We start from the raw sequence: 1,008 nt of genomic DNA on the forward strand, positions 1-1,008 counted from the left end.
TCAGCGCAGGGTGAGCGCGGGGATGTAGGCGAAGCCCAGCAGCAGGCCGATGGCCACGACGTAGAAGGGCAGCAGCTCCATCACCACGTCCCCGATGCGCACCTTGGCGATGGAGCTGGTGATGAACAGCGTGGTGCCTATGGGCGGGTGGTACAGGCCGATGGAGAGGTTGACGATCATCATGATCCCCAACTGGATGGTGTCCATGCCCACGGCCTGCGCCAGCGGCACGAACATGGGCGTGAGCAGCAGCACGGCCGCGGGCAGGTCGATGAACATGCCGGTGGCCAGCATGATCAGGTTCATCGCCAGGATGATCAGCCACGGGCTTTGCAGCGTTTCCTTGGCGAACTGGGTGAAGGCGGCGGGGAGCTGCTCGTAGGTGACGATCCAGCCGACCACGCTGGAGGCCATGATGATCAGCAGCACGACGCCGGTGGAGATGCCCGCCTCGATCGCGGCATGCTTGAGCTTGGCCACGGTGAGGTCGCGGTAGACCAGGCCGGAGACCAGCAGCGCGTAGAGCGTGGACATCACGCTGACCTCGGTGGGCGTGGCGATGCCGAAGCGCAGGAAGATGATGATCAAAACGGGCATCGCCAGCGCCGGGCCGGCGTGGGCGAGCTGCTTGAGGAAGGCGCCCCAGTGGAACGGCGTGGTGTCGCGCGGGAAGTTGCGGCGGCGCCCCTGGATGTAGCAGACCGCCATGAAGCCGCCGCACATCAGCAGGCCCGGCAGGATGCCGGCCACGAACAGCGCGCCGATGGATGCGCCGGAAACCAGCGCATAGACGATCATGGGGATGGACGGCGGGATGAGGATGTCTATCGTCGCCGCGGCGGCCAGCGTGCCGGCGGCAAAGGGCGCCGGGTAGCCGAGCTTCTTCAGCCAGGGGATGAGCATGGAGCCGATGGCCGAGGCGTCGGCCACGGCCGAGCCGGAGACGCCGCCGAAGATGGTGCTGGAGAGCACGCCGACCTGGGCCGGGCCGCCGTGCACGCGGCCAAT

General features: G+C 67.3%; 1 protein-coding gene. It reads right to left on the bottom strand.

Translation table 11 applies throughout. The features are described 5' to 3' along the window. Nucleotides 1–1,008: TRAP transporter large permease (locus SM757_RS34920; RefSeq protein WP_322468855.1), on the bottom strand; the 1,008-nt coding region annotated here is incomplete at its 5' end.

Origin of the sequence: Azohydromonas lata (assembly GCF_034427735.1) — a bacterium.
GTDB lineage: Bacteria > Pseudomonadota > Gammaproteobacteria > Burkholderiales > Burkholderiaceae_C > Azohydromonas > Azohydromonas lata.